This is a genomic window from Microbacterium sp. MMO-35 (assembly GCF_037147555.1).
GTDB lineage: Bacteria > Actinomycetota > Actinomycetes > Actinomycetales > Microbacteriaceae > Microbacterium.
In genome coordinates this window covers 575,589-596,005 of sequence record NZ_JBBCVH010000001.1, presented here as the reverse complement: position 1 = coordinate 596,005, position 20,417 = coordinate 575,589, and the positions used below count along the sequence as shown (strand labels likewise).

The following is a 20,417-nucleotide window of genomic DNA, read 5'->3' as shown; positions in this document are numbered from 1 at the left end:
CCCTCGACCAGGTCGTCGACCTCGTCCGCGGGAAGGTCGGCGAGCTGTGCGCGCACGGCCTCGGCGAAGCCGTGGATCCGCTCGGCGGCGGTGAGGGTCGTGTCGTTCATCGTTGAGCTCCTTCTGTGAGGATGCCGGTGGGGTTGACGGGGGGATGGAACAGAGGATGCGGCGTCGGCGCGCCGGGGGCACCCTTAGCCGAGGTCGGGACATGGGGGGCGAGCAGACCCGACATCGCCACGGCGAACTGCGACCAGGTCCCGATCTGCTCGTCGAGCATGTGCTTGCCCTGCGTCGTGATCGCGTAGTACTTGCGGTGCGGTCCGCCGTCGGAGGGGACGACGTAGCTCGAGAGCGCGCCTGCGGAGTAGAGCCGGCGCAGCGTGCCGTACACCGAGGCGTCGCCGAGCACAAGGGTCCCGCGCACAGGGTCCGGCCGGGCGCGGGGTTCTGCGGGCGCGGCGGTCTCGCGGGGCGCAACGGTCCCGGGGTGCGCCGCGGCCGGCGGATCGGTGCGGACTTAGTCGTTCGCCTGCAGGCGGAGTCCGGCCAGGAGCAGGTGCAGGCCGCCGAGGAACTGGTCGCGATCGTCGTGACCGTCGAACTCGTCGATGATGTGGTGGATGTAGGGGAACTCCCGCGCATCCAGTGCACGCCACTGCGCAGTGGCGCCCGCCATGTACTCCTCTTTGCTCATCTCCCCGGAGATGACGGCCTCGGGCGGTTCCTGTCCGAGGTCGGCCGCGCTGCCGATCACGTAGCCGACCACGGCCGAGGTCGCGTGGAACGACTGCCGCGCGGTCAGGTCGAGGCGCAGGACCTGCTCCCCGATCCGCTCGTAGAGCCGCAGGGAGTGGATCTGCACCGCGGTGTTGCGCAGCACGTACGCGCCCAGCCACGGGCGGTCGACGATCGCGTCGAACATCGTGACGGCGATCGTCCGCAGATCCTCGATGGGATCCTCCCCGCCGACGTCGGCGGTCGCGTCCAGCACGCCGCCGATGACCGAGTCGGCCGCGAGGTCGAGCAGTTCGTCGCGTCCCGACACGTACCAGTACACGCTCGCCACGCCGCCGCCCAGCCGTGCGGCCAAAGCGCGGATGGTCAGGCCCTGCGCCCCGGACTCATCGAGGATCTCCACCGCACCCGCCAGGACCGACTCGAGCGAGTGGGAGGCGCGGGAGCGCGTGCGGGGGCCGCGTTGCCGGGAGGGGCCGCCGCTCCGCTGCGGTGTGGTTGCCATGGGTCCATCCCACCATGCGGATCGCCTCGACGCGGGAGGCGCTTGCACATTATCGAACATCGTTCTATTGTATCGAACAGTGTTCGAGCATCGAACACTGTTCGAGTCATCGTCCGATCGGAGGAATGACATGACCGACGCACCCGTTCTCGCCCCCACTCGCACCTACCCGTCTCTGCGGGCGGCGTGGATCCCGCTCGCCGCCCTCTGCCTCGCCTTCTTCGTGGAGATGGTCGACAACACCCTCCTCTCGATCGCGCTGCCGACGATCGGACGCGAGCTCGGCGGGGACACGACAGCGCTGCAGTGGATCACCGGCGCCTACTCGCTCACCTTCGGCGGCCTGCTGCTGACGGCCGGCTCGATCGCGGACCGCTTCGGACGCCGCCGCGTGCTGCAGATCGGTCTCGCCCTTTTCGGGCTGATCAGCCTGGCCGTGCTGCTGGTCGCCACGACCGGCGAGCTCATCGCGCTGCGCGCCCTGCTCGGCATCGCCGCCGCCGCGATGGCGCCGATCACCAACTCCCTTGTCTTCCGACTGTTCGACGACGAGAAGCTGCGGATGCGCGCCATCACGCTCATGATGGTCGTCGGCATGTCCGGCTTCGTGCTCGGCCCGCTCCTCGGCGGCACGATGCTCGCGCACCTTCCCTGGCAGTGGCTGCTGCTCGTGAACGCGCCCATCGCGCTGATCGCCGCCGCCGGTGTCCATTTCGGCGTACCGGCCGACATCGCGGACGGGCTCACCAGGGACCGCCTCGACCTGCCGGGCGCGGCCCTGAGCATCCTCACCATCGGCCTCGCCTGCTATCTGCTCACGAGCGGCATCGAGAACGGCTGGACCTCGCCGATCACCCTCGCGGTCGGGATCGGCGCCGTGGTGGCGCTCGCACTCTTCATCCTCCGCGAACGCCGGGCGGCCGCGCCGATGCTCGACCTGTCCCTCTTCCGGCAGGGCACCGTCCGCGGAGCGGCCATCGCCCAGATCGGCACCTCCGTCGCGATGGCGGGGGTGATGTTCGCCCTGATCCTGCACTTCCAGTACGCGTGGGGCTGGTCGCCGCTGCAGGCGGGACTGGCGAACCTGCCGCTCATCGCGACGATGATCCTCGCGACCCCCGTCACCGAGTGGCTCGTCCGCAGATTCGGGCACCGGGTCGCGTGCCTCATCGGCGCGGGACTGCTCGCGGCGGGTCTCGGCCTCATGGCCTGGGCCGTCCAGCAGAACTACTTCGCGATCGCGCTCGCGATGATCGTCATGACGGCGGGACTGCGCACGGTCATGACGATCTGCGCCGTGGCGCTGGTCGGCGCGATGCCCGAGAACCGCACCTCGATGGGCGCCGCCCTGAACGACACCGCCCAGGAACTGGGCACCAGCGTCGGCACGGCGGTCGTGGGCACGCTCATCGCCGCGCTCGTCACGGTGACGCTCCCCGCCGGGGCGTGGGAGTCGGCGCTCGTCGCGTCCTTCTTCCACGGCGAGCAGGTGGTGTTCGCGGTGCTCGCCGTGGTGGTGGGCCTCATCGCCGGCATCGGCGCCCTCACCCTCACCGATGCGCGCACCGTCGACGAGCACGAGGCTCCGGCCTGACACGAAGGGACCGCCGCGGCCGGGCCGCGCCGCCGTACACTGGATCCACTCCGTCGCCGACGATCGGAGACTCCGTGTCCTCGCCCTGGCAGCCCTCCCGCGATCCTGCCCCCGCCGCATCGCGTCTGCTCATCGAGCGCGCGCATGAGGAGCTCGTGGCCGGCAACGTCGATGACGAGCGCCTGCAGAGCGTACGGTCGCTCGTGCGCGAGTCGTGGGAGCGGTCGTGGCGGCAGCGTGTCGGCGCCGAAGGACTGCCGCCGCTCGACTTCACTCCGGACGCGCTCGACGCGTACCGGCTCGCGCATCCCCTCGCCGGGGCGATGGACACCATCCGGGCTCTGCTGCTGCCGGGCTCGGCGGACGACTCCGGCGTCATCGTCGCCGTCGGCGACCACGCCGGGCGCCTGCTGTGGGTCGAGGGCGACCTGAACCAGCGGATCCTGTCCGGCGAGATGGGCTTCGTCGAAGGGGCGAACTGGTCGGAGCGGGCGGTCGGGACCTCGGCTCCCGGCACGGCGCTCGAACTCGGCGCCTCGGTGCAGATCCACGGCGCGGAGCACTACAACCGGCTCGTGCAGCCGTGGTCGTGCACGGCCGCGCCCGTGTTCGACCCGGAGGACCGGCGCATCCTCGGGGTGATCGACGTCACCGGAGGGCGCGAGGCGGCGAGCCCGCAGGCCCGCATGCTCGTCGACGCCACCGCGCGGGCCGTCGAGGCCGAGCTGCTCGTGGCGCGGCTCCGTGCCCGCGCGGAGCCCGCGGTCCCCGCCGCGGCACCGCTGCGGAGGCAGACCCCCGACCGCGCCACGCTGCGGGTCCTCGGGCGAGACCGCGCCCGCCTGGAGGTGGCGGGGGACGACGGCGAGCGATCGGTCGAGCTCAGCGCCCGGCACGCCGAGATCCTGCTGCTGCTCGCCGTGCACCGGCAGGGACTCAGCGCCGAGCGACTCGCCGAACTGGTGTACGGCGAGGGATCCTCGGCCGACACCCTGCGCCCCGAGATGGTGCGCCTGCGCAAGGCGCTGGAGCGGATCTGGCCGGCCCTCGTGCCCGAGTCGCGGCCGTACCGGCTGACGGTGCCTCTCGAGACCGATGCACAGGTCGTGCTGTCGCTGCTCGATCGCGGGGCGCACCGCGTGGCCCTGAGCGCCTACCGCGGACCGGTGCTGCCGGACTCGACGTCGCCCGGTGTGGAGGAGTACCGCGAGTCGGTGCGCTCCACCCTGCGCGAGGCGATGCGCACCGAGGCGAGCGTCGACGTGCTGCTGAGCTACGCCGAGATCCCCGAGGGCGCCGACGACGCCGAGATCCTGCGGCTGTGCCTGGAGCTGCTCCCCGCGCGCTCGCCGAAGCGGGCGGGCCTCGTCAGCCGCATCGAACGGCTCGAACAGGACTGAGGCGCGCCCTCGGCGGTGCTGCGTCGTCTCCTGTCCCTCCGCGTGCTCGCTCCACGACCCGGGGGGCGCAACCGGATGCAACGTGACGCACGGGGTCGCAACGTCCCCGCGCCTAGCTTCGAGGCACATCCACCCGCGCGGCATCGGAGCCGCGGTACGTCGAAGGAGACGCGATGACCATCATCGAGGAGAGCGTGTCGACCGCCTACGCGGCCCCGGGGCAGCCGGGCGCACTCGCGAACTTCCGCCCGCGCTACGGGCACTACATCGGCGGCGAGTTCGTCGAGCCCGTCAAGGGCCAGTACTTCGAGAACGTCAGTCCCGTCAACGGCAAGCCGTTCACGGAGGTCGGCCGCGGCACCAGCGAGGACATCGACCGCGCCGTCGACGTCGCATGGAAGGCGTTCGCGAGCTGGGGCAAGACCAGCCCCGCCGAGCGCGCCAACGTCCTGAACCGGATCGCGGACCGCATCGAGCAGAACCTCGAGATCATCGCGATCGCCGAGACCTGGGAGAACGGCAAGCCGATCCGGGAGACCCTCGCCGCCGACATCCCGCTCGCCGTCGACCACTTCCGCTACTTCGCCGGCGTGCTGCGGGCCCAGGAGGGCGGCATCAGCCAGCTCGACGAAAACACCGTGGCGTACCACTTCCACGAGCCGCTCGGCGTGGTCGGGCAGATCATCCCGTGGAACTTCCCGCTGCTCATGGCCACCTGGAAGCTCGCCCCGGCGCTCGCCGCGGGCAACTGCGTCGTGATCAAGCCGGCGGAGCAGACCCCGGCGTCGATCCTCTTCCTCTTCGACATCATCGGCGATCTGCTGCCGGCCGGCGTCGTGAACATCGTCAACGGCTTCGGCATCGAGGCCGGCGCCCCGCTCGCGCAGCACAAGCGGATCCGCAAGGTCGCCTTCACCGGTGAGACCACCACGGGCCGCCTGATCATGCAGTACGCGTCGCAGAACCTCATCCCGGTGACGCTCGAGCTCGGCGGCAAGAGCCCGAACGTCTTCTTCGAGGACGTGGCGAGCTCCACATCCGACCCGTACTACGAGAAGGCGCTCGAGGGCTTCACGATGTTCGCGCTCAACCAGGGCGAGGTCTGCACCTGCCCGTCCCGCGCCCTCATCCAGCGCTCGATCTACGACGGCTTCCTCGCCGACGGCCTGGAACGCGTGAAGAAGGTCGTGCAGGGCAACCCCCTGGATCTCACCACGATGATCGGTGCGCAGGCGTCCAACGACCAGCTCGAGAAGATCCTCAGCTACATCGACATCGGCACGCAGGGCGGCGCGAGGCTCCTCACCGGAGGCGAGCGGGTCGACCTCGGCGGCGATCTCAGCGAGGGCTACTACGTCGCGCCGACCGTGTTCGAGGGCACGAACGACATGCGGATCTTCCAGGAGGAGATCTTCGGGCCGGTGCTGTCGGTGACGAGCTTCTCCGACTTCGACGACGCGATCTCGATCGCGAACGACACGCTCTACGGCCTCGGCGCCGGCGTGTGGAGCCGCAGCGGCGACACGGCCTACCGCGCCGGCCGGGCGATCGAGGCCGGCCGCGTCTGGACGAACACTTACCACCAGTACCCCGCGCACGCGGCGTTCGGCGGCTACAAGCAGTCCGGCGTCGGCCGGGAGAACCACAAGATGATGCTCGACCACTACCAGCAGACGAAGAATCTCCTCGTCTCGTACGCAGAGGGGCCGATGGGCTTCTTCTGATCCGGATCCCCAGGAGCGGGCGGGCACCTCTCGAGGGTGCCCGCCCCGCATCACGAGAGGAGGGGACGATGCCCGAGTTCGATCGCGTCGACGTCACGGCCGAGGCGGCGGCGCTGCTGCGGCAGCTGACCGCGCAGCACGGCCCGCTGATGTTCCACCAGTCCGGCGGCTGCTGCGACGGCTCCGCACCCATGTGCTATCCGGTGGGGATGTTCCTCACAGGGCCCGGCGACGTGCTCCTCGGCGCCCTCGACGTCGGCCTGCACGACGCGGTGCCGGTCTACATGTCCGAGTCGCAATTCGAATATTGGAAGTACACGCACCTCACGATCGACGTCGTCGACGGACGCGGATCCGGGTTCAGCGTCGAGGCGCCGACCGGCAGGAGGTTCCTGACCCGATCGCGGATGCTCGATCAGGCCGAGCTCGAGCACTTCTCGCTGGCCTGAACCGGCAGGGGCCGGCCGTCGATGCGACGGCCGGCCCCCTGGATCCCCGGTGTCAGCGGGTGCGGTCGATCTGCATCGCCAGCAGGGTGATGAGCTCATAGACGACGTGGCTCGCGGCGATGCCGGTCAGCTGGGCGTGGTCGTAGGCGGGGGAGACCTCGACGACGTCGGCGCCCACGATGTTCGTGTCGCGCAGGCTCCGCAGGATCCGCAGGAGCTCCCGGCTGGTGAGTCCGCCGGCCTCCGGCGTGCCCGTGCCGGGCGCGTGCGCGGGGTCGAGCACGTCGATGTCGATCGACACGTACAGGGGTGCGTCGCCGATCCGGGTCAGGATCCGCTCGATCGCGGCCTCGACTCCGTGCTCCTCGATCGCCTCGCTCGTGACGATCGAGAATCCGAGACGCGCGTCGTCCTCGAGGTCGCTCTTGTCGTAGAGCGGGCCGCGGGTTCCGACGTGGCAGCTGGCGGTCATGTCGATGAGACCCTCCTCGCTCGCCCGGCGGAACGGGGTGCCGTGCGTGATCGGGGCTCCGAAGTACGTGTCCCAGGTGTCGAGGTGCGCGTCGAAGTGCAGCACCGCGACCGGACCGTGCTCGCGCGCCACCGACCGCAGCAGGGGCAGGGCGAGGGTGTGGTCGCCGCCGATCGTGACGACGCGGGACACCCGCTCGCGGAGCGCCGTCACGGCGCGGTCGGTCTCCTCGACGGCCTCGGTGATGTCGAACGGGTTCAGCGCGAGGTCGCCGGCGTCGACGACCTGGGTCCGCGCGAAGGGCGAGAAGTCCTGGGCCGGGTTGTACGGGCGGAGCAGGCGCGACGACTCGCGCACGTGCGAGGGCCCGAACCGCGTCCCGGGGCGGTAGCTCACGCCCGAGTCGAACGGCGCCCCGACCACGGCGATGTCGGCGTGGTCGACCTCCTCGAGCCGCGGCAGGCGGGCGAAGGTGGCGAAGCCCGCATAGCGGGGGGTGAGGGAGGCGTCGACGGGGCCGATCGGAGTGGTCATGCGCGGTCCTTCTGTTCTTCCGGGGAGGGATGGGGGTTCGGCTGCACGACGTGCACGAGACGGACACCGCCGCCGGCGATCGCCGTGCGGATCGCAGGGGCGAGATCTTCGCCGGCCTCGACGCGCTCGCCTTCGGCGCCGAAGGCGCGGGCGAGGGCGGGCCAGTCCGGCTGCACGAGGTCGACGCCGACCGGGGTCATTCCGCGATCGACCTCGTTCTGTCGGATCTCCGCATAGCCGCCGTTGTCGACGCACACGATCGTGAGGTCGAGGCGCTGCTCGACCGCCGTGGCGATCTCGTTGACCGCGAACATGAGCGCACCGTCGCCGACGACCGCGACGACGGGCCGGTCCGGCTGAGCGACCCGCGCGCCGATCGCGGCGGGGAGTCCGTACCCGAGCGTCGCGTACGTGGGCGTGTACAGCAGCGCGTGGGGGCCGGAGCGGCGGAGCACGTTCGCGAGGGCGAGGTAGACGATCTGCGACGAGTCGCCGGCCACGATCGCGTCGTCGGGCAGCGCCGTGGCGATCTCCTCGGCCAGTGCGACGGTCGCCGGGGCGGCCTCCCGGATCTCCCGGAGGATCCCGGCGCGCACGTCGTCGAGCGCGGGCGTGCGCGGCGGGGCAGGAGGCAGGGCGTCCAGGACCTGCTCCAGCACCGCGCGGGCGTCGCCGCGGATCCCGATCGCGGGGTCGAGGTTCTTCGCGAGCTGCCCCGCGGCGATGTCGACGCGCACCACCGCGCCGCGCGCCTCCAGCCGCGGCGCCCACAGCTCGGCCTCGCCGAGCTTGGATCCCACGACCAGGAGCACATCGGCGTCCTCGGCGACCGCACGGGCCGCCGCGAGGCGCAGGTTGGCGCCGAGGGAGAGCGGGTGGCGCTCGTCGAGCGCGCCCTTGCCGTTGAGCGTCGTGAGCACCGGGGCGCCGAGGCGCTCGGCGAGAGCGGTCAGCGCCGCGGCGGCACGGGTCGCACCGCCGCCGGCGACGATGACGGGTCGCTGCGCCGCGCCGAGCAGGGCGGCGGCTTCGGCGATCGCCGCCGCGTCCCCGCCCTCGGCGGCGGGAAGGGGGCGGGGGAGACGGTCGGCTGCGGGAACCCCGGCCGGGGCCTCGAGCACGTCCAGCGGAACCTCGATGTGCACGGGCCGCGGGCGTCCGGTGCGGAACAGGGCGAACGCGTCGTGGACGGCGGCGACCGCCTCCGCGGCGGAGCCGACGCGACGCGACCACTCGGCGATGGCGCCGACCATCGCCGAGGCATCCTTCGTCTCGTGCAGGGTGCCGACGTCGGCGAACTCCGCGCCGAGGGCGACCCCGGGGGAGAGCACGATCAGCGGACGCGACTCGCAGAAGGCGGTGCCGACGGCGCTCATCGCGTTCTGCAGCCCGGGCCCGGAGGTGGTGATCACGACGCCGGGGAGTCCGGTCTGCTGCGCCCAGCCGTCGGCGCCGTATCCGGATCCCTGCTCGTGCCGGTTCGTCACGACCCGGAAGCCCAGGTCGGCGAGCGGGCGGTAGAACTCCAGGTTGTGCGTGCCAGGGATGCCGAACACGGCGTCCACCCCGTAGTTGCGGATCGTCTCCAGGACGGCGCGGCCGGCGGTGTCGGCGTACGGGTCGGTCTCGATGGTCATCTCTTCGTCCCCTCAGGCCGCGCGGTGCCGCGGCTCGCCGTCGACCCAGGTCTCGAGCACCCTGATCCGGCCGATCCGCTCGGGATCCGCCTCGAGCACATCCTCGTCCAGCACGACGAAGTCGGCGAGCTTGCCGACCTCGAGGCTGCCCAGGTCGTCCTCGCGGCCGAGGGAGACGGCTCCCTCGATCGTGTGGGCGCGCAGGGCGGACAGGGCGGAGATGCGCAGGTCGTCCGGGCCGAGGCGGTGGCCGCGGCGGGTGACCCTGGTCACGGCCGCCTGGATCGCCTCGAGCGGGATCGGGTCGGCGACGGGAGCATCGGACGAGATCGTGACGGGAACCCCGGCGCGCTCGAACTCGCCCAGGGGATTGAAGCGCTCGCCGGGTGTCCCGATCGCCTCTTCGACGCCCTCGCCCCAGTTGTAGTAGTGCTGGGGCTGGTTGACCGGGCGGATCCCGGCCGCCGCCATGCGTGCGATCTGCTCGGGGGTCGGCAGTCCGCAGTGCTCGATGCGGTGGCGGGCGTCGTCGTCGGGGTGCTCCCCGAGCGCGGACTCGATCGCCGAGACGACCATCTCGATCGCCGTGGGCGACTGTGCGTGCGTGGCGGTCTGCAGGCCTGCCGCGTGTGCGCGCCGGATGAGGGCGGCGTACTCGGCGGGCTCGTGGTACAGCTGCCCGGTGCGGCAGGGGTCGCCCACGTAGCCGTCGGGGAAGTAGGCGGTCCAGCCGCCGAGGGTGCCGTCGGCGTAGAACTTGATGCCCGCGAAGCTGAGGTGGGCGTTGCCGAACTGGCCGACGAGTCCCATCTCCAGCGCCTCGTCGAGCAGATGCGAGAGCAGGTACATCGAGATGCGCAGCGGCAGCCGGCCGGCCTGCGCGAGCCGCAGGTACATGTCGAACTCGCGGCGGCTCACCTGGGCGTCGCCGATCGCCGTGACGCCGCCGGCGAGGAAGCGCGAGGTCGCGACGTCGAGCTGGCGCAGATGCTCCTCCGGCTCGTCCGCGAGGTGGAAGTTCGGGCCGTGGTGGCCGACCTTCACGCCGTGCACGCCGGTGAGGATGTTGCAGGCCGCGTCCGACAGCTCGCCGGTGAGCTCGCCGTCGGCGTCGCGGAAGAACTCGCCGCCGGCGGGGTTCGGCGTCTCACGGTCGATCCCGCTGCGCTCGAGCGTGTAGGAGTTCACGACGCCGCCGTGCCCGGAGGCGTTCATGAGGTAGACCTCGCGGTCGGTCGCAACCTCGTCGAGCTCGAACCGGGTGGGGTGGCGCTGCTCGGCGAGGTTGCGGTGCTCATAGCCATAGCCGCGCACCGGGCGCCCTGCGGGGAGCGCGGCGGCCGCCTCCTGCAGCAGGGCCACGATCTCGGGAATGCTTGCGGCCTTCTCTGGACCGCAGTCCACCCACGTCATCATCTGGCCGTACATGAGCGGGTGCGCGTGGGCGTCGATGAAGCCGGGCACGATCGTCGCATCGCCGAGGTCGACCGGCTCCGGCGTCAGGCCGGCAGCCTCCGCCACCGCTCGGCACTCGGCCGGGGAACCGGTGGCGAGGATCCGTCCGCGATCGACGAGCATCGCCGTCGCGGTGGTGGCGGACGCGTCGAGCAGGTGGATCGCGCGGGCGAGGACGAGCCGGGGGGTCGTCTGCGGCGACTGGTCGAAGGGGACGAGCTTTCTCATGGCAGCCTGTTCGCGGTGGTGTCGGTACGGGGGGTGAAGGAGTCGGTGACCGGGGCGGCGTCGGAGTGCTGCGGCGCCAGCCGGGTGCAGATCCCGGCGAGCACGGCCATTCCGACGAACATCGCGATGACCGACCAGACGCTGCCGGTCCAGGCGACGAGCTGCGTCGCGAACCAGGGCGAGAAGCCGGCCCACACCGCGGCGCCGACGCCGTAGGAGAGCGCGATCGAGGTGTATCGGGCCTGCGGCCGGAACATCTGCGCGAGGATCGCGGCGATCGGCGCGTAGGTCGCGCTCATCGCGATGCGCACGAGCGAGGCGAAGAGGAAGATGAGCGGCTCGACCCGGCCCGGCATGAGCAGCAGGAACGGCGCGAACGTCAGCACCGAGGTGATCAGGCCGATGTACATCACGTTCTTGCGGCCCCACTTGTCGCCCAGCCAGGCGACGGGGAGCGTGACCACGAACTCCACGAACGAGGCGATCGTCATCGCGTCGAGGATCACCTGCTCGCTGATCGAGATCGGGGCACCGGTCGCGTAGGCGGTGGCGAACGTGGTCGCGAGGTAGTAGCCGCCGGTCGAGATCGGCAGGATCCCGATGCCCAGCAGGATCGGCCGCCAGTTCGCGCGCAGCGCGAAGGCCAGCGGCATCGACTGCTTGCGACCCTCGATCTTCTCCTCGAAGACCGGGGACTCCTCGACGCGGTACCGCACCCAGAAGCCGACCGCGATGAGCACGATCGAGAGCAGGAACGGGATGCGCCAGCCACCGCTCCGGATGAAGTCCTCTCCGCCTCGCGACATGATGGCGAAGATGCCCGAGGCGAGCAGCGCGCCGGCCGGGTTTCCGAGCTGCGTGAACCCGCCGTAGAAGGTCTTCGACTTCTCGGGGGCGTGCTCGACGCTCATGAGCACGGCGCCGCCCCATTCGCCGCCGACGGCGAGGCCCTGGAGCGCGCGCAGCAGGATCAGCAGGATCGGGGCCAGGATGCCCACGTTCTCATAGGTGGGCAGGCATCCGACGAGCACGGTCGAGGCGCCCATGAGCAGCAGGGTGATGACGAGCGACACCCGGCGGCCGAGCTTGTCGCCGATGTGGCCGAACAGGATCCCGCCGATCGGGCGGACGAGGAAGGCCACCGCGAAGGTGGCGAAGGCCGCAGAGGTCTCGGCGAGCGGGTCCTTGCTGGGGAAGAACAGCGGGCCGAAGACGAGCGCCGCCGCCGTGGCGTAGACGTAGAAGTCGTACCACTCGATCGTGGTGCCGACGAAGGCCGCGAGCCCGGCGCGCCGGGCCTTGGTGTGGGTGGAGGTCATGCCCGCTCCTTTGCGGTGTCAGGGATGCGAAGGATGCTAGGGGCGGATCCGAGCCCGTGCAACGTCAAAAGTTGCGTCTGCGAGCCTGTGAGCTGGAGTATTGATCGCAGTAGTGCGCATCCTGACTCCGTTCCGCGACGTGAACCGGGTCATGACTGCGATTGTGACAGCTTCGGAATCCAAACCGGGAAAGTCGGGGATCGCCTGAATCATGTCCGATTTCGACGCAGAACTCATCCGCGCGCTCCGTGAGGACGGGCGGGCGAGCATCCGCTCGCTCGCGGCGGCACTGGGTCAGACGAGGACCGCGGTGGCGTCGCGCCTGCGCCTGCTGCTGGACGATCGGACGATCCGCATCATCGGCGCGGTGGATCCGTTCTTCCTCGGACAGCACGTGATCGCGCACGTCTCGATCCGCACGGCCGGCGCGAGCGCCGGAGTCGCCGCGGCGCTCCAGGCGCGGGAGGAGACCGTGTTCGTGTCGGCGATCGGCGGCGTCTACGACCTGGTGGCGGAGGTGCGTCTCGGCACGATGCCGGAGCTGCACGCGGTGATCGAGGACATCAGGGCGATCCCGCAGGTGCTCGATGTGAACACCCTCGTCTACACCTCGGTCGTGAAGGGCCCGTTCGTCTCGAGCTATCGCGGCGACGTCGTGCTGGACGAGACCGACACCGCGCTCATCGAGCTGCTGCAGGAGGACGGACGGATCAGCTTCCGCGCCCTCGGCGAGGTCGTGCGGCTGTCGCCGTCCGCGGTCGCGACCCGGGTCCAGCGGCTCCGCGCGGCGCACGTCATCCAGATCGGAGCCGTGGAGGCGCGTGGTCCCGCGCACCGGAGGCAGTCGATGGGCGTGGGGCTCAGCCTGCTGGGCGACGACGACGCCGTGCTCTCGGTGGTGCGCACCTGGCCCGGCGTGGACTTCGCCGCCCGCACGATCGGCCGTTTCGACGCTGTGATCACGTTCGTGGAGCCGACGCCGGGGGCGCTGCACGCGGGCCTCGAACAGCTGCGCTCCCTGCCCGGGGTGTCCCACACCGAGGCCTGGCTGCACCTCGCCGTGCTCAAGGAGGACTACGCGCGCCAGTTCCCGCACGGCTCGGAGGCGTGAGCGGATCCGCGGCAGGAAGATCTCCGGCGGAGGTCACGTCTCGGACTCGGATCTCCCGAGAAATGCGCAGGCGTGCATACAATCGGGTGTCCCGTGCGCCGTGAACCCTGACGGCCATGGATGTTGCGGTCGCACTGAAGCGCGGCCACGGAACCGATACAGAGGTGTATATGTCATTCCACAGCACTCGAGGCCGTCTCGGTCTCGCCATCGGCGCGCTGGGCGCCACAGCCCTCGTCCTCGCGGGCTGCGCGACGAGCAGCACGGGCGGCGGGGGGGTCGACCGGAGGATCCTCCGGCAGCACGATCACGGTCGGCACGACCGACAAGATCACGTTCCTCGACCCGGCTGGTTCGTACGACAACGGCTCCTTCGCCGTGATGAACCAGATCTACCCCTTCCTGATGAACAGCAAGTACGGCACGGCGGAGGTCACCCCCGACATCGCCGAGTCGGCGGAGTTCACCTCCCCGACCGAGTACACGGTGAAGCTCAAGAAGGGTCTGAAGTTCGCCAACGGCGACCCGCTGACCTCCGCGTCGGTGAAGTTCTCCTTCGACCGCATGGTCAAGATCAACGACCCCAACGGCCCGGCGGCGCTGCTCGGCAACCTGGACAGCACCGCTGCGCCGGATCCGACCACGGTCGTCTTCACGCTGAAGAACGGCAACGACCAGATCTGGCCGCTGATCCTCTCCAGCCCGGCGGCGCCCATCGTCGATGAGAAGGTCTTCTCCGCCGACAAGGTCACCGACGACGACACCATCGTCAAGGGCAAGGCCTTCGCCGGTCAGTACGAGATCACCGACTACAAGAAGAACCAGCTCATCTCCTACAAGCCGTACGCCGGCTACGAGGGCGAGCTGGGCAAGGCCGCCAACAGCCAGGTCAACGTCAAGTACTTCGCCGACGCCTCGAACCTGAAGCTCGCGATCGGCAACGGCGACATCGACGTGGCGTACCGCAGCCTGTCGGCCACCGACACCGAGGACCTCAGCAAGAACAAGAAGGTCAAGCTCGTCGAGGGCCCGGGTGGCGAGATCCGCTACATCGTCTTCAACTTCAACACCATGCCGTTCGGCGCGACCACCCCCGAGGCCGACCCGGCCAAGGCGCAGGCCGTGCGCCAGGCCGCGGCCGACCTCATCGACCGCGCGGCCGTGGCGAAGGACGTCTACAAGGACACCTACAGCCCGCTGTACTCGTTCGTCGCGGACGGCATGTCCGGCGCCACCACGCCGCTGAAGTCGATGTACGGAGACGGCAACGGCGGTCCGTCGCTCGACAAGGCGAAGAAGGTCCTCGCGGACGCCGGCGTGACCACCCCGGTCACCCTGAACCTGCAGTACAACGGCGACCACTACGGCCCGTCCTCGGGTGACGAGTACGCGGCCTACAAGGCACAGCTGGAGGAGGGCGGCCTGTTCACCGTCAACCTGCAGAGCACCGAGTGGACCCAGTACTCCAAGGACCGCACGGCGGACGTGTACCCCGAGTACCAGCTCGGCTGGTTCCCGGACTACTCCGACGCCGACAACTACCTGTCGCCGTTCTTCCTCAAGGAGAACTTCCTCGGCAACCACTACGACAACCCGGCGGTCAACGACCTCATCGTGAAGTCGCAGACCGAGACCGACAAGGACAAGCGCATGGCCGACCTGGCTCAGATCCAGGACATGGTCGCGAAGGACCTGTCGACCCTGCCGATCCTCCAGGGCAAGCAGATCGCGGTCGTGGGCTCCGGCGTCTCGGGTGCGACCCTCGACGCCTCGTTCAAGTTCCGCTACGCGCCGCTGACGAAGTAGCGCACCTTCAGACGGGGCACCGCCGCACACGCGACGGTGCCCCGTCTTCGTCTCCGGGCCCTTCCACGGGCTCGGGGACCATCACTCCCGATCTCCTCACAAAGGTTCTCCATGGCCGTTGATGTCCTCGCCGCAGATCCCGCGGCGACGCGCCCGAAGTCCTCCGGAGGAGGACTGTGGCGCTACATCCTGATCCGCCTCGTGCTGATCATCCCCACCGTCCTCATCCTGGTCACCCTGGTCTTCTTCCTGATGCGGATCACCGGCGATCCCATCACCGCCGCCCTCGGCGGACGCCTGCCCGCAGCGCAGCTGGCGCAGCGCGTGCACGAGGCCGGCTACGACCGGCCCGTGCTCATCCAGTACTTCGAATACCTCGGCAACATCCTCCGCGGAGACTTCGGCACCACCATCACGGATGGCCAGAAGGTCACCACGGTGCTGCTGACCTACGGATCCGCCACCCTCGAACTCGCGATCTATGCGCTCATCGTCGCCTTCGCGGTCTCGATCCCCCTCGGCCTCATCGCCGCGCACCGCCGCGACAAGTGGCAGGACGCGTCGCTGCGGATCATGGCGATCCTCGCGTACGCGACGCCGATCTTCTTCGTCGGCCTGCTGCTGAAGCTGGTCTTCTCCGTCTGGCTCGGCTGGATGCCGGTCTCGGGGCGCGCGAGCACCCAGACCGAGCTGCTGATGAGCGGCGTGAGCACCCCGACGGGGATCTACCTGCTCGACGCGATCCGCCTGGGCAACGGGCCCGCCATCCTCGACGTGCTGTGGCACGCGGTCCTGCCCGCGCTCGCGCTCGGGCTGCTCACCGCGGGCGTGTTCCTGCGGCTGATCCGCACGAACGTGATCGGCACCCTCGGCCAGCAGTACGTGACCTCGGGCCGCTCGCGCGGCGTGAGCGAGTACCGCCTGGTCACCAAGCACGCGTTCCGCCCGGCGCTGATCCCGATCATCACGGTGATGGGGCTGCAGATCGCGATGCTGCTCGCAGGCGCCGTGCTGACCGAGACGACCTTCGAGTGGAAGGGCATCGGCTTCATGCTCAGCGAGTACCTGAAGGCGCGCGACTTCGTCGCCGTGCAGGGCATCGTCGTCATGATCGCGGTCATCGTCGCGGTGACCAACTTCATCGTCGACATCGTCGCCGCCATGATCGACCCGCGGGTGAGGTACTGAGATGACTGTCGACAACACCCCCGAACCCGTGATCGACCGCGATCTGCCCACCCCGAAGACCGAGGCGCTCGCGGCCCAGGCGCCGCGCAAGCGCCGTTGGAGCGAGCGGATCCCCGTGATCTCGCAGCTGCGTCAGAGCGTCGGGCTGCAGCGCGGCATGCTCATCACCGGCCTCGTCATCACCGGCCTCTTCGTGCTGGTCGCGATCCTGGCGCCCGTCCTCGCCCCGTACTCGTGGGCGCAGCAGTCCGTGAACGGCGTGAAGTTCGGCACGCAGCAGCCGCCGAGCGCCACCAACCTCCTGGGCACCACGGTCAGCGGCTTCGATGTGCTCTCGCGCGTGATCTGGGGATCCCAGACGGCGCTGCTCGTGATCCTGGCCGCGATCGCCTGCTCGATCTTCGTCGGGATCGCCCTGGGTCTGCTGTCCGGCTACTTCGGCGGCTGGCTCGACCGGACGCTCGTGGTGATCGCGGATGCGATCTACGCCTTCCCGTCCCTGCTGCTCGCCATCGTCATGTCGATCGTGATCAGCCACGGCCAGTCGAGCCTGTGGTCCGGCATCATGGCCACGGCGCTGTCGATCACCGTGGTGTTCGTGCCGCAGTACTTCCGCGTCATCCGCGCCGAGGTGGTGCGGGTGCGCGCCGAGCCGTTCGTCGAGTCGGCGAAGGTCATCGGCGTGCCGACCCGCAGGATCCTGATCCGTCACGTGCTGCGCAACTCCACGCGCTCGCTGCCGGTGGTGATCACGCTCAACGCCTCCGAGGCGCTGCTGACCCTCGCCGGACTCGGCTTCCTCGGCTTCGGGATCGAGGCGACCTCGGCCGCGGAGTGGGGCTACGACCTCAACCGCGCCGTCGCGGACGTCACCAGCGGCATCTGGTGGACGTCCATCTTCCCCGGCCTCGCGATCGTGCTGGTGGTGCTCGGCATCACCCTCGTCGGCGAGAGCCTGAACGACCTGAGCGATCCGCGACTGCGCACCCGCCGTCGCGCGGGAGGTGCGGCATGACCGGCACGATGACGAACACCGGCCTTCCCGATGTGGCGGAGATCCGCGGGCTCAAGGTGCGCTTCGCGACCGACGGCGAGCCCGTCGACGCGGTCAAGGGCATCGACATCCAGGCGCATGCGGGCGAGGTGCTCGCGATCGTCGGCGAGTCCGGATCCGGCAAGACCGTCACCGCCAACGCCCTGCTCGGACTGCTCCCCGAGACCGCGACCATGTCGGGTGCGGTCATCGTGCGCGGCCGCGGCGGCGAGACCGACGTGGTGCATGCCACGCCGGCGAAGCTGCGCGCGATGCGCGGGCGCGACGCCGCGATGGTGTTCCAGGAGCCCTCGACGGCCCTGAACCCCGTGTACACCGTGGGCTGGCAGATCGCGGAGGGCCTGCGGGCCCACCACGAGGGCAGGCTCTCCAAGAAGGAGGCGAAGGCGAAGGCCGTCGAGATCCTCCGCAAGGTGGGCATCCCGGATCCCGACAAGCGCGTCGACGACTTCCCGCACCAGTTCTCGGGCGGGCAGAAGCAGCGCATCGTGATCGCGATGGCCCTCGTGCTGAACGCGGGTCTCATCATCGCGGACGAGCCGACCACCGCCCTCGACGTCACGGTGCAGGCCGAGATCCTCGAGCTGCTGCGCGCCTGCCGCGACGAGTTCGGCGCGACGATCGTGCTCATCACGCACAACATGGGCGTCGTGGCCGACCTCGCCGACCGGGTCGTGGTGATGCTGCGGGGAGACATCGTCGAGCAGGCGCCCGTGGGCGAGCTCTTCGCCAACCCGCGGCAGGAGTACACCCGCGAGCTGCTCGCCGCCGTGCCGCACGTCGGGCAGGGCAAGTCGGCTCTGGCGGACTCGACCGCGGAGGGCGCCGCCGGTGCGCCACCGGAGGGCAGCCTCATCGTGGCGCAGGCCTGCGAGATCGGCTACCCCGGACGGTTCGGCCGAGGCGGGGTCGTCGCGGTCAAGGGCATCGACTTCCACGTCGGTCCCGGCGAGGTCGTGGGCCTCGTCGGCGAGTCCGGATCGGGCAAGACCACGATCGGCCGCGCCGTCGTCGGTCTCACGACCGTGGTCGGCGGATCGCTGCGCGTGCTCGGCCAGGAGATGAACGGCGTCAAGCAGCGACAGCTGGCGCCGCTCCGGCCCGAGATCGGGTTCGTGTTCCAGGATCCGGCGACGAGCTTCAACCCGCTGCTCTCGATCGCGGAGTGCATCGCGGAGCCCCTCGTCGTGCACGGCCGGGCGACGAGCGTCGCCGCCGCCCGTGCCCGCGTGGACGAGCTGCTGGACGCGGTGCGGCTGCCGACGAGCTTCGGCGACCGCTACCCGCACGAGCTGTCCGGCGGTCAGCGTCAGCGCGCCTCGCTCGCGCGCGCCCTGGCCCTGGATCCGAAGCTCCTCATCGCGGACGAGCCCACCAGTGCGCTGGACGTCTCGGTGCAGGCGAAGGTGCTGGACCTGTTCGTGCAGCTGCAGGCCGAGCTCGGCTTCGCGTCGCTGTTCATCAGTCACGACCTGGCCGTGATCGACGCCGTCTCCGACCGGATCATCGTGCTGCGGCAGGGACGGATCCAGGAGCAGGGCACGACCGCGCAAGTGCTCAACGATCCGTCGAGCTCCTACACCAAGGAGCTGCTCGCGGCCCTTCCCGTGCCGGATCCCGTGGAGCAGGCCGAGCGCCGAGCGCTCTGGCAGGCGGTGCGCCGAGGCGCCTGACCCGCCCCCGGTCGGGGTCGAGCGTCGACCCCGCGCCGGTGCGACGGAGACGAAACGCGGTGCTCTCTCGAGGGCGCCGCGTTTCGTCTCGCCTTCGGCTCGCGCGACCCCCCCGGAGCAGGCGACGCGTCAGTGCCCGAGCACCAGGCGGAACACGATCCAGCCTCCGATGGCGACGGCGAACACCACCACCGTCGCCCAGGGGAACGCACGCTTCAGGCGGCGTCCCTCGGGTGCGACGCCGGGCGGGGGCGCCCACGGCCGCCCGGGCTCGCCGGGCGTCGGTGTGACCGGGCCGGCGAAGCGAGCCGCCGCGGTCTGTCCCGCCGCAGCCGGGCCGGGGATCCCCGGACCCGATGCGGCGCCCGCCGCGCGCAGGCGCTCGTCGCGCCAGCGCGCCCACTGCTGCAGCTTGGTGATCACGGCCCCGACCGCGCCGAACATCTGCGCCCAGACGGCCGGATCCAGGGTGCTGACCGGCCGGTTCTGCGCGTAGAGGAACAGCCAGTCGTCGACGATCTCGACGTCGAAGGCGGAGGCGGTGTCCATGAACCGGGCCATGATGTCCGGTGTGAACAGGTACAGCGCATCCTGCTCGTAGCCCTCGGGGCAGTAGAGCGCGAAGTACCGGTCGAAGTCGCCCTCGAGCGACAGCCTCTGGTGCCCCTGGTACGCCGCGGGCAGGTTCGTCCCGAAGAACCCGTTGTTGGCCTGCGCGTCCAGCACGATGTTCGGCAGCGGCACGTCGAGCTTGATCGCGATGTAGCCCCAGTCGTGCGTCTGGCTGTTCTTGCCCGATCCGGTCGTGTACCGGAAGTTGGCGAACTCGGCGAAGCGCGGCACGGTTCCGCGCACGAGGTCGGTGGCCTCGCGACCGTGACCGAGCGAGAAGATCATCCCCGGGAGCTGCGGATCCGCGAGTCGGGGCAGATAGCCCATGCCGTTCGCCGCCGCGAACCCCGCGAGGCGGTAGCCCCGCACGAGCTGCCGGTTCCACCAGGCGATCCCGCCCCACACGGCGAGCCCGATGACGACGAGCATCAGCAGCGGCATCACGACGCCGCCGGACGAGCCCAGCGCGACGCTCAGGAAGACCCCGACCACGCCGAACCCGACGAAGGCGATGAACAGCGCGATCACGAGGACGAGCACGATCTGCCCGGTGCGGGGGCCGACGCCGCTCGCCCTGGCCTCGCGCGACCAGGCGGCGAGCCGCACGCGGTCGACCGGTTCGGTCAGTGCGCGGGCGTCGAACGCGGGCGGGGCGGCGGGCGATGGAGTGCTCACCCTCTCACGCTATTGCGAGACGCGGGATTCCTCCGGGGGAAACACGGGTGGTCGGCCGGCGGGCCGCCGCGCCCCCGCCGGTCACTCTGCCGAGTCGGCCGGCGACCACCGGGGCAACCTTCCGGATTCGGCGGATCCCGGCGGATCCGCTAAGCTGTTCAGGTTGTCTGGGTACATCTGTGCCCGGACACGTGCACAACACCCTCCTGCTTCCGGGAAAGTCCCGGAAGCCGTTCTAGTCCG

General features: G+C 70.4%; 14 protein-coding genes and 2 pseudogenes. 9 read left to right on the top strand and 7 right to left on the bottom strand.

Translation table 11 applies throughout. The annotated features are described in order from the left end of the window. Window positions 1-106: 106 nt before the first annotated feature. Window positions 107-409, bottom strand: a pseudogene (locus tag WFJ01_RS02690) (PadR family transcriptional regulator); the annotation flags it as partial. Between the two features lie 111 nt (window positions 410-520). Continuing rightward, on the bottom strand, window positions 521-1,243 hold the full coding sequence (locus tag WFJ01_RS02685; RefSeq protein ID WP_336628128.1) for a TetR/AcrR family transcriptional regulator: 723 nt from the start codon (window positions 1,241-1,243) through the stop codon (window positions 521-523). A gap of 130 nt (window positions 1,244-1,373) precedes the next feature. On the opposite strand from WFJ01_RS02685, the gene WFJ01_RS02680 reads away from it, so the two are divergent. The 4 genes from WFJ01_RS02680 to WFJ01_RS02665 all read left to right on the top strand — a co-directional run bounded on the left by WFJ01_RS02680 (window position 1,374) and on the right by WFJ01_RS02665 (window position 6,410). Then, entirely contained in the window at window positions 1,374-2,837 is a 1,464-nt protein-coding gene (locus tag WFJ01_RS02680) for an MFS transporter (RefSeq protein ID WP_336628127.1), read from the top strand. 74 nt (window positions 2,838-2,911) lie between these two features. Then, window positions 2,912-4,237: a GAF domain-containing protein gene (locus tag WFJ01_RS02675; protein WP_336628126.1), complete on the top strand. Its 1,326-nt coding sequence runs from the start codon at window positions 2,912-2,914 to the stop codon at window positions 4,235-4,237. Window positions 4,238-4,410: 173 nt separating this feature from the next. Continuing rightward, on the top strand, window positions 4,411-5,961 hold the full coding sequence (exaC, locus tag WFJ01_RS02670; RefSeq protein WP_251443774.1) for an acetaldehyde dehydrogenase ExaC: 1,551 nt from the start codon (window positions 4,411-4,413) through the stop codon (window positions 5,959-5,961). 68 nt (window positions 5,962-6,029) lie between these two features. Further along, window positions 6,030-6,410 (top strand): DUF779 domain-containing protein, encoded by a 381-nt coding sequence (locus tag WFJ01_RS02665; protein WP_251443771.1) that lies wholly within the window; start codon window positions 6,030-6,032, stop codon window positions 6,408-6,410. Window positions 6,411-6,462: 52 nt separating this feature from the next. Here the strand turns inward: WFJ01_RS02665 and speB are convergent, their stop codons facing one another. The 4 genes from speB to WFJ01_RS02645 are packed head-to-tail and all read right to left on the bottom strand — an operon-like array spanning window position 6,463 to window position 12,055. Further along, window positions 6,463-7,416 (bottom strand): agmatinase, encoded by a 954-nt coding sequence (gene speB / locus WFJ01_RS02660; protein WP_251443769.1) that lies wholly within the window; start codon window positions 7,414-7,416, stop codon window positions 6,463-6,465. Beyond that, the gene (locus tag WFJ01_RS02655; RefSeq protein ID WP_336628125.1) at window positions 7,413-9,053 is read right to left on the bottom strand and encodes a thiamine pyrophosphate-binding protein; all 1,641 of its coding nucleotides are present in this window, start codon (window positions 9,051-9,053) and stop codon (window positions 7,413-7,415) included. The genes speB and WFJ01_RS02655 overlap by 4 nt, the downstream gene beginning before the upstream one ends. A gap of 12 nt (window positions 9,054-9,065) precedes the next feature. After that, on the bottom strand, window positions 9,066-10,736 hold the full coding sequence (locus WFJ01_RS02650) for an amidohydrolase (RefSeq protein ID WP_336628124.1): 1,671 nt from the start codon (window positions 10,734-10,736) through the stop codon (window positions 9,066-9,068). Next, on the bottom strand, window positions 10,733-12,055 hold the full coding sequence (locus WFJ01_RS02645; RefSeq protein WP_336628123.1) for an MFS transporter: 1,323 nt from the start codon (window positions 12,053-12,055) through the stop codon (window positions 10,733-10,735). The genes WFJ01_RS02650 and WFJ01_RS02645 overlap by 4 nt, the downstream gene beginning before the upstream one ends. Window positions 12,056-12,266: 211 nt before the next feature. Between WFJ01_RS02645 and WFJ01_RS02640 the strand changes: the two genes are divergently transcribed. The 5 genes and pseudogenes from WFJ01_RS02640 (at window position 12,267) to WFJ01_RS02620 (ending at window position 18,887) form a co-directional block, all read left to right on the top strand. Continuing rightward, entirely contained in the window at window positions 12,267-13,166 is a 900-nt protein-coding gene (locus tag WFJ01_RS02640; RefSeq protein WP_251443758.1) for an Lrp/AsnC family transcriptional regulator, read from the top strand. A gap of 170 nt (window positions 13,167-13,336) precedes the next feature. Further along, window positions 13,337-14,972 (top strand): annotated as a pseudogene (locus tag WFJ01_RS02635) (ABC transporter substrate-binding protein). Window positions 14,973-15,083: 111 nt separating this feature from the next. Continuing rightward, complete coding sequence (locus tag WFJ01_RS02630) at window positions 15,084-16,160, top strand: ABC transporter permease (protein ID WP_251443753.1); 1,077 nt, start codon at window positions 15,084-15,086, stop codon at window positions 16,158-16,160. Window position 16,161: 1 nt separating this feature from the next. Then, window positions 16,162-17,175, top strand: coding sequence for an ABC transporter permease (locus tag WFJ01_RS02625; RefSeq protein ID WP_251443751.1), 1,014 nt, complete (start codon window positions 16,162-16,164; stop codon window positions 17,173-17,175). Beyond that, window positions 17,172-18,887, top strand: a complete 1,716-nt coding sequence (locus tag WFJ01_RS02620) for an ABC transporter ATP-binding protein (RefSeq protein ID WP_336628122.1) — start codon at window positions 17,172-17,174, stop codon at window positions 18,885-18,887. Before WFJ01_RS02625 ends, WFJ01_RS02620 begins: the two co-directional genes overlap by 4 nt. Window positions 18,888-19,016: 129 nt before the next feature. Here the strand turns inward: WFJ01_RS02620 and WFJ01_RS02615 are convergent, their stop codons facing one another. After that, the gene (locus WFJ01_RS02615) at window positions 19,017-20,174 is read right to left on the bottom strand and encodes a hypothetical protein (RefSeq protein WP_336628121.1); all 1,158 of its coding nucleotides are present in this window, start codon (window positions 20,172-20,174) and stop codon (window positions 19,017-19,019) included. Window positions 20,175-20,417 lie beyond the last annotated feature (243 nt).

Coding starts and splice junctions, on each gene's coding strand:
- WFJ01_RS02685 (WP_336628128.1), bottom strand. CDS start 1,243: ATGGCAACCACACCGCAGCGGAGCGGCGGCCCCTCCCGGCAACGCGGC.
- WFJ01_RS02680 (WP_336628127.1), top strand. CDS start 1,374: ATGACCGACGCACCCGTTCTCGCCCCCACTCGCACCTACCCGTCTCTG.
- exaC (WP_251443774.1), top strand. CDS start 4,411: ATGACCATCATCGAGGAGAGCGTGTCGACCGCCTACGCGGCCCCGGGG.
- WFJ01_RS02665 (WP_251443771.1), top strand. CDS start 6,030: ATGCCCGAGTTCGATCGCGTCGACGTCACGGCCGAGGCGGCGGCGCTG.
- speB (WP_251443769.1), bottom strand. CDS start 7,416: ATGACCACTCCGATCGGCCCCGTCGACGCCTCCCTCACCCCCCGCTAT.
- WFJ01_RS02655 (WP_336628125.1), bottom strand. CDS start 9,053: ATGACCATCGAGACCGACCCGTACGCCGACACCGCCGGCCGCGCCGTC.
- WFJ01_RS02650 (WP_336628124.1), bottom strand. CDS start 10,736: ATGAGAAAGCTCGTCCCCTTCGACCAGTCGCCGCAGACGACCCCCCGG.
- WFJ01_RS02645 (WP_336628123.1), bottom strand. CDS start 12,055: ATGACCTCCACCCACACCAAGGCCCGGCGCGCCGGGCTCGCGGCCTTC.
- WFJ01_RS02640 (WP_251443758.1), top strand. CDS start 12,267: ATGTCCGATTTCGACGCAGAACTCATCCGCGCGCTCCGTGAGGACGGG.
- WFJ01_RS02630 (WP_251443753.1), top strand. CDS start 15,084: ATGGCCGTTGATGTCCTCGCCGCAGATCCCGCGGCGACGCGCCCGAAG.
- WFJ01_RS02625 (WP_251443751.1), top strand. CDS start 16,162: ATGACTGTCGACAACACCCCCGAACCCGTGATCGACCGCGATCTGCCC.
- WFJ01_RS02620 (WP_336628122.1), top strand. CDS start 17,172: ATGACCGGCACGATGACGAACACCGGCCTTCCCGATGTGGCGGAGATC.